Below are 6,554 nucleotides of genomic sequence, written 5' to 3' on the forward strand. Positions count from 1 at the left end.
ATGTGCAATATTACTTTTTAAGATGTTTAAAAGCATCCTCAACAGCAGCAAGCGTATCTTTAATGTCCTGCTCTGTATGTGCTGTTGTAATAAACCACGCTTCATATTTAGAAGGTGCGAGATTAATGCCGCGCTCCAGCATCAGCTTGAAAAACGTAGCGAATGTTTCACCGTCACTGCGTTCTGCCTGATCGTAATTTTCTACTTTCTCATCAGAGAAGTAAACCGTCAGTGCACCCTTTAAGCGATTGACTGTTATTGTGATGCCATGGGTTTCTGCGTGTGCCAAAATGCCTTCCTCAAGCATAGCGCCAAGACGGTCAAGCTTTTCATACACGCCTTCTTCTTTCAGCACTTCCAGGCAAGCAATGCCAGATAAAATAGAAGCGGGGTTTCCGGCCATTGTTCCTGCCTGATATGCAGGGCCGAGCGGTGCGACTTGCTCCATAATTTCTTGTTTCCCGCCATAGGCTCCAATTGGAAGTCCGCCGCCAATAATTTTTCCGAGTGCAGTTAAATCCGGTTTAACCTGTAAAAGATCCTGAGCACCGCCATACATAAAGCGGAAAGCAGTAATGACTTCATCATAAATAACGAGGGCGCCCGCATTGTGTGTCAGTTCGTTTACTTGCTCTAAGAAACCTTCTTTTGGCTCAACGATACCGAAGTTGCCGACAATCGGTTCAACGAGAACCGCTGCGATTTCACTGCCCCATTTATCTAAGGCCGCTTTGTAGCTCTCAATATCATTAAATGGAACTGTAATGACCTCGTTTGCAATGCTTTTCGGTACACCGGCTGAGTCAGGTGTGCCCAGAGTAGACGGACCGGAGCCGGCCGCTACGAGCACAAGATCTGAATGGCCGTGATAACAGCCTGCAAATTTAATGATTTTGGTGCGGCCTGTGTAAGCACGAGCCACTCGGATGGTCGTCATCACAGCTTCTGTCCCTGAATTGACGAATCTTACTTTATCCATAGCAGGAATGGCTTCCTTCAGCATCTTTGCAAAAGTAACCTCATGTTTTGTCGGTGTTCCATATAATACACCGTTTTCTGCCGCTTTTTTAATCGCCTCTGTAATATGCGGGTGGGCATGTCCGGTGATGATCGGGCCGTAAGCCGCCAAATAATCAATGTATTTGTTTCCGTCGACGTCCCAAAAATAAGCGCCATTTGCTTTCTCCATTGCAACAGGAGAACCCCCGCCAACTGCTTTATATGATCTTGAAGGGCTGTTTACACCGCCGACAATATGCTCTAATGCTTCACGGTGAAGTTCAACTGATTTTGTATACAAAAATAATAACCTCCTATATCTCCATGCGTCCCCTCTATTGTAGCATGCTTCGAGACAAGAACAACGGATTCAGGCTCAAGTTCAAGGCCCATGGTTGTAATCTGGACAAGAATTGGATACGCTTAATACAAAAACATCCGGAGGTAATGAAATGACTATTGAAATCGGACAAAAAGCGCCTGATATTGAGTTGAAAGGTGATCATGGGGAGATAGTAAAATTATCGGATTATGAAGGGCAGTATATCGTCCTTTACTTTTATCCAAAAGACATGACACCGGGATGCACAACTGAAGCCTGCGATTTTCGTGACAGCCATGAAAACTTCGCTGAGCTGGATGCTGTGATTATCGGCGTTAGCCCGGACAGCGAGGAAAAACACGGGAAATTTAAAGAAAAGCACAATCTGCCGTTTTTGCTGCTTGTCGATGACGAACACAAGCTGGCGGAGGCATTTGATGTGTGGAAACTGAAGAAAAACTTCGGAAAAGAATATATGGGAATTGAACGCTCCACTTTTTTAATTGACAAAGATGGCCGGCTCATTAAAGAATGGAGAAAGGTAAAAGTGAAAGACCATGTAGCCGAAGCGCTCCAGACGCTGAAAGATATGTCGGAAAAGTAAAATTGTCAGTCAGCTTTATAATAGATGCTGCAACTTTTACCCTAATATCAATTGACAAATTATCGTAAAAAGAGGTACACTAATTATAAACATTATAATGTAAGAATCTTTTTTAGAAGAGAGGTGCATGACGGATGGCTGCACATGAACTAAAAGAAGCCTTAGAAACGTTGAAGGAAACCGGAGTTCGCATTACTCCTCAACGTCATGCGATTCTGGAATATCTCGTTAACTCTATGGCTCATCCAACAGCGGACGATATATATAAAGCTCTGGAAGGGAAATTTCCTAACATGAGCGTAGCGACGGTATATAACAACTTGCGTGTGTTCCGGGAATCCGGCCTGGTAAAAGAGCTCACATATGGCGATGCTTCTAGCAGATTTGATTTTGTTACATCCGATCACTATCACGCCATTTGTGAAAGCTGCGGTAAAATTGTGGACTTCCACTATCCCGGTCTTGACGAAGTGGAGCAGCTCGCTGCACATGTGACCGGCTTTAAAGTAAGCCACCACCGTTTAGAAATTTACGGCGTCTGCCAAGAGTGTTCAAAAAAAGAAAACCATTAAAATAAGCTGACCGCAAAACGGTCAGCTTATTTATTTCGACATTTTCTTCTTATTATAAGACTCATCAAATTCTTTTCCTTCTAAGCTTTGATCTAAAGTCAGCGGCTCTCTGCAATGCATACACATATCTACTCTGCCTAAAACCTTGGTCTCTTTTTCACAGCCCGGACAAATGACCCGAACCGCTTTGGTCGAGAGCATGCCGATCCAAAAATAAACAACCGTACTGAGTCCGATGGATAAAAGCCCAAGTATCATAAACAAACTCGAAAGCAAAACGGACTCCTTAAAAAAAATCCCGATGTACATAATGATAAACCCAACGAAAACCAAACTTAACGCAAACGTTCTGATCTTATTAATTTTGCTGGAGTATTTCGCCATGTCCATCCCCCTCTGAATTAAATATAGCACAAACCCGATGGGATTTTCTTCATGTTTTCGTTTGAAATGGAATTTAAATATGGAGACTTGCTTTGAAATTGTTTATAATAGTTCAATGTGTTTAGAAAAAAGGAATTTCGATTTAACCATAGAATTGAATCAAATAGAGAATGAAAAAATTGAACAATTGCATTGGAGGAATAGTGATGGAAAATCTTCTCCGTCCAATTTATCAAGAAAGAGCAAGCCATCCTAATACATTGGCTGTTATTATGATTGAGAGAAGAAACAAAACATCTTCCCTGACAGATAACTTTGATGCCGCTTTACTTGTCATTGTAAAGCAGTCTGATAAACCTGTTTTTATAAAGCATTATGAATTTGATCACAAAACAGCCTCTTTACATGTGATAACTGATGCTCAGGTTCAAGAATGGATTTTGCTCGGCACAAATAGAAGAATAATAGATTGGATTGTAAACGGAAGAGTCATGTTTGACCGCAATGAGTATATTGCAGAGCTTATCGACAGGCTTAATACTTTTCCGTTTGCAGAACGCAAACTGAAGATCGGCCTTGAATACGGCAAGTTAATTAGAAGATACGTTGAAGGAAAAGCTTTCTTTGAAGCCAATCAATTTTTAGATGCCTACAATGCGGTAGTTCATGCCCTGCATCATCTCGCACGTATTGAAGTAATAGACAGAGGATTCCATCCCGAAACCACTGTGTGGAGTCAAGTGCGTCAAATAGAGCCTCAAGTGTACAAATTATATTCCGAGCTGATTGAAAGTCACGAAAGCTTGGAAAAAAGGCTTGAATTATTATTCTTAGCAAATGATTTTCTGATTCATTCTAAAGCTGAGATTGGTTCAGCACATCTTTTCGAAGTCATGAAAGAAAAGGACATATGGCAATTTAGCGAGCTTCTTCAGCATCCTGACTTAATCCATTTCACTCAAGACCTTGGCGTCATGCTTGATTACCTGACGGAAAAAGGTCTTATCAGCGTGTGCCGAATGGAAACCAAAGGACAGTCTGTCTTTCATCGAGGATATTCTTTTAAAAAAGATGTTGACTCTGATTCTTGAGCATGGTATATTATTAAACGTCGCTGATGCGCTTCTGAAAAAACAAGCTCACAGCGGCGGAGAAATAAAATAAAAAACATTTGACAAAACAAAGTCGAAATGTTATACTAATAAAGTCGCTTCTCCAAGAAGTGTTGATGATCTTTGAAAACTAAACAAGACAAAACGTACCTGTTAATTCAAGTTTTAAATAAATCGCACAGCGATGTGCGTAGTCAGTCAAACTACTTTATCGGAGAGTTTGATCCTGGCTCAGGACGAACGCTGGCGGCGTGCCTAATACATGCAAGTCGAGCGGACAGATGGGAGCTTGCTCCCTGATGTTAGCGGCGGACGGGTGAGTAACACGTGGGTAACCTGCCTGTAAGACTGGGATAACTCCGGGAAACCGGGGCTAATACCGGATGCTTGTTTGAACCGCATGGTTCAAACATAAAAGGTGGCTTCGGCTACCACTTACAGATGGACCCGCGGCGCATTAGCTAGTTGGTGAGGTAACGGCTCACCAAGGCAACGATGCGTAGCCGACCTGAGAGGGTGATCGGCCACACTGGGACTGAGACACGGCCCAGACTCCTACGGGAGGCAGCAGTAGGGAATCTTCCGCAATGGACGAAAGTCTGACGGAGCAACGCCGCGTGAGTGATGAAGGTTTTCGGATCGTAAAGCTCTGTTGTTAGGGAAGAACAAGTACCGTTCGAATAGGGCGGCACCTTGACGGTACCTAACCAGAAAGCCACGGCTAACTACGTGCCAGCAGCCGCGGTAATACGTAGGTGGCAAGCGTTGTCCGGAATTATTGGGCGTAAAGGGCTCGCAGGCGGTTCCTTAAGTCTGATGTGAAAGCCCCCGGCTCAACCGGGGAGGGTCATTGGAAACTGGGGAACTTGAGTGCAGAAGAGGAGAGTGGAATTCCACGTGTAGCGGTGAAATGCGTAGAGATGTGGAGGAACACCAGTGGCGAAGGCGACTCTCTGGTCTGTAACTGACGCTGAGGAGCGAAAGCGTGGGGAGCGAACAGGATTAGATACCCTGGTAGTCCACGCCGTAAACGATGAGTGCTAAGTGTTAGGGGGTTTCCGCCCCTTAGTGCTGCAGCTAACGCATTAAGCACTCCGCCTGGGGAGTACGGTCGCAAGACTGAAACTCAAAGGAATTGACGGGGGCCCGCACAAGCGGTGGAGCATGTGGTTTAATTCGAAGCAACGCGAAGAACCTTACCAGGTCTTGACATCCTCTGACAATCCTAGAGATAGGACGTCCCCTTCGGGGGCAGAGTGACAGGTGGTGCATGGTTGTCGTCAGCTCGTGTCGTGAGATGTTGGGTTAAGTCCCGCAACGAGCGCAACCCTTGATCTTAGTTGCCAGCATTCAGTTGGGCACTCTAAGGTGACTGCCGGTGACAAACCGGAGGAAGGTGGGGATGACGTCAAATCATCATGCCCCTTATGACCTGGGCTACACACGTGCTACAATGGACAGAACAAAGGGCAGCGAAACCGCGAGGTTAAGCCAATCCCACAAATCTGTTCTCAGTTCGGATCGCAGTCTGCAACTCGACTGCGTGAAGCTGGAATCGCTAGTAATCGCGGATCAGCATGCCGCGGTGAATACGTTCCCGGGCCTTGTACACACCGCCCGTCACACCACGAGAGTTTGTAACACCCGAAGTCGGTGAGGTAACCTTTATGGAGCCAGCCGCCGAAGGTGGGACAGATGATTGGGGTGAAGTCGTAACAAGGTAGCCGTATCGGAAGGTGCGGCTGGATCACCTCCTTTCTAAGGATATTTACGGAATATAAGACCTTGGGTCTTATAAACAGAACGTTCCCTGTCTTGTTTAGTTTTGAAGGATCATTCCTTCGAAACGTGTTCTTTGAAAACTAGATAACAGTAGACATCACATTCAATTAGTAATACAAGATATCACATAGTGATTCTTTTTAACGGTTAAGTTAGAAAGGGCGCACGGTGGATGCCTTGGCACTAGGAGCCGATGAAGGACGGGACGAACACCGATATGCTTCGGGGAGCTGTAAGCAAGCTTTGATCCGGAGATTTCCGAATGGGGAAACCCACCACTCGTAATGGAGTGGTATCCATATCTGAATTCATAGGATATGAGAAGGCAGACCCGGGGAACTGAAACATCTAAGTACCCGGAGGAAGAGAAAGCAAATGCGATTCCCTGAGTAGCGGCGAGCGAAACGGGATTAGCCCAAACCAAGAGGCTTGCCTCTTGGGGTTGTAGGACACTCTATACGGAGTTACAAAGGAACGAGGTAGATGAAGAGGTCTGGAAAGGCCCGCCATAGAAGGTAACAGCCCTGTAGTCAAAACTTCGTTCTCTCCAGAGTGGATCCTGAGTACGGCGGAACACGTGAAATTCCGTCGGAATCCGGGAGGACCATCTCCCAAGGCTAAATACTCCCTAGTGACCGATAGTGAACCAGTACCGTGAGGGAAAGGTGAAAAGCACCCCGGAAGGGGAGTGAAAGAGATCCTGAAACCGTGTGCCTACAAGTAGTCAGAGCCCGTTAACGGGTGATGGCGTGCCTTTTGTAGAATGAACCGGCGAGTTA

The 6,554-nt window shown here is 45.4% G+C and carries 5 protein-coding genes and 2 rRNA genes (1 of these 7 only partly in view); 5 read left to right on the forward strand and 2 right to left on the reverse strand.

Going from position 1 to position 6,554, the window contains the following annotated elements; translation table 11 throughout:
• Window positions 1-10: 10 nt before the first annotated feature.
• The gene (locus HC660_RS04730) at window positions 11-1,300 is read right to left on the reverse strand and encodes a glutamate-1-semialdehyde 2,1-aminomutase (protein ID WP_168747249.1); all 1,290 of its coding nucleotides are present in this window, start codon (window positions 1,298-1,300) and stop codon (window positions 11-13) included.
• A gap of 151 nt (window positions 1,301-1,451) precedes the next feature.
• Here HC660_RS04730 and bcp point away from each other — a divergent pair, with 151 nt between their 5' ends.
• Both bcp and perR read left to right on the forward strand, forming a co-directional pair.
• The gene (gene bcp / locus HC660_RS04735) at window positions 1,452-1,925 is read left to right on the forward strand and encodes a thioredoxin-dependent thiol peroxidase (RefSeq protein WP_168747250.1); all 474 of its coding nucleotides are present in this window, start codon (window positions 1,452-1,454) and stop codon (window positions 1,923-1,925) included.
• A gap of 134 nt (window positions 1,926-2,059) precedes the next feature.
• Complete coding sequence (gene perR, locus HC660_RS04740; RefSeq protein ID WP_010333472.1) at window positions 2,060-2,497, forward strand: peroxide-responsive transcriptional repressor PerR; 438 nt, start codon at window positions 2,060-2,062, stop codon at window positions 2,495-2,497.
• A 30-nt stretch (window positions 2,498-2,527) separates the two neighbouring features.
• On the opposite strand, the gene HC660_RS04745 is transcribed toward perR, so the two are convergent.
• Window positions 2,528-2,881 (reverse strand): YgzB family protein, encoded by a 354-nt coding sequence (locus HC660_RS04745; RefSeq protein ID WP_010333473.1) that lies wholly within the window; start codon window positions 2,879-2,881, stop codon window positions 2,528-2,530.
• Window positions 2,882-3,087: 206 nt separating this feature from the next.
• Between HC660_RS04745 and HC660_RS04750 the strand changes: the two genes are divergently transcribed.
• From HC660_RS04750 to HC660_RS04760, 3 genes are all read left to right on the forward strand, one after another.
• Window positions 3,088-3,972, forward strand: a complete 885-nt coding sequence (locus tag HC660_RS04750) for a nucleotidyltransferase-like protein (RefSeq protein WP_168747251.1) — start codon at window positions 3,088-3,090, stop codon at window positions 3,970-3,972.
• 229 nt (window positions 3,973-4,201) lie between these two features.
• Window positions 4,202-5,751: ribosomal RNA gene (locus tag HC660_RS04755) — 16S ribosomal RNA — on the forward strand.
• Between the two features lie 169 nt (window positions 5,752-5,920).
• Window positions 5,921-6,554: ribosomal RNA gene (locus tag HC660_RS04760) — 23S ribosomal RNA — on the forward strand (it continues 2,294 nt past the right edge of the window).
• The 16S and 23S rRNA genes sit together here, the layout of an rRNA operon.

The organism is Bacillus mojavensis, assembly GCF_012648005.1.
Classification (GTDB): Bacteria; Bacillota; Bacilli; order Bacillales; family Bacillaceae; genus Bacillus; species Bacillus mojavensis.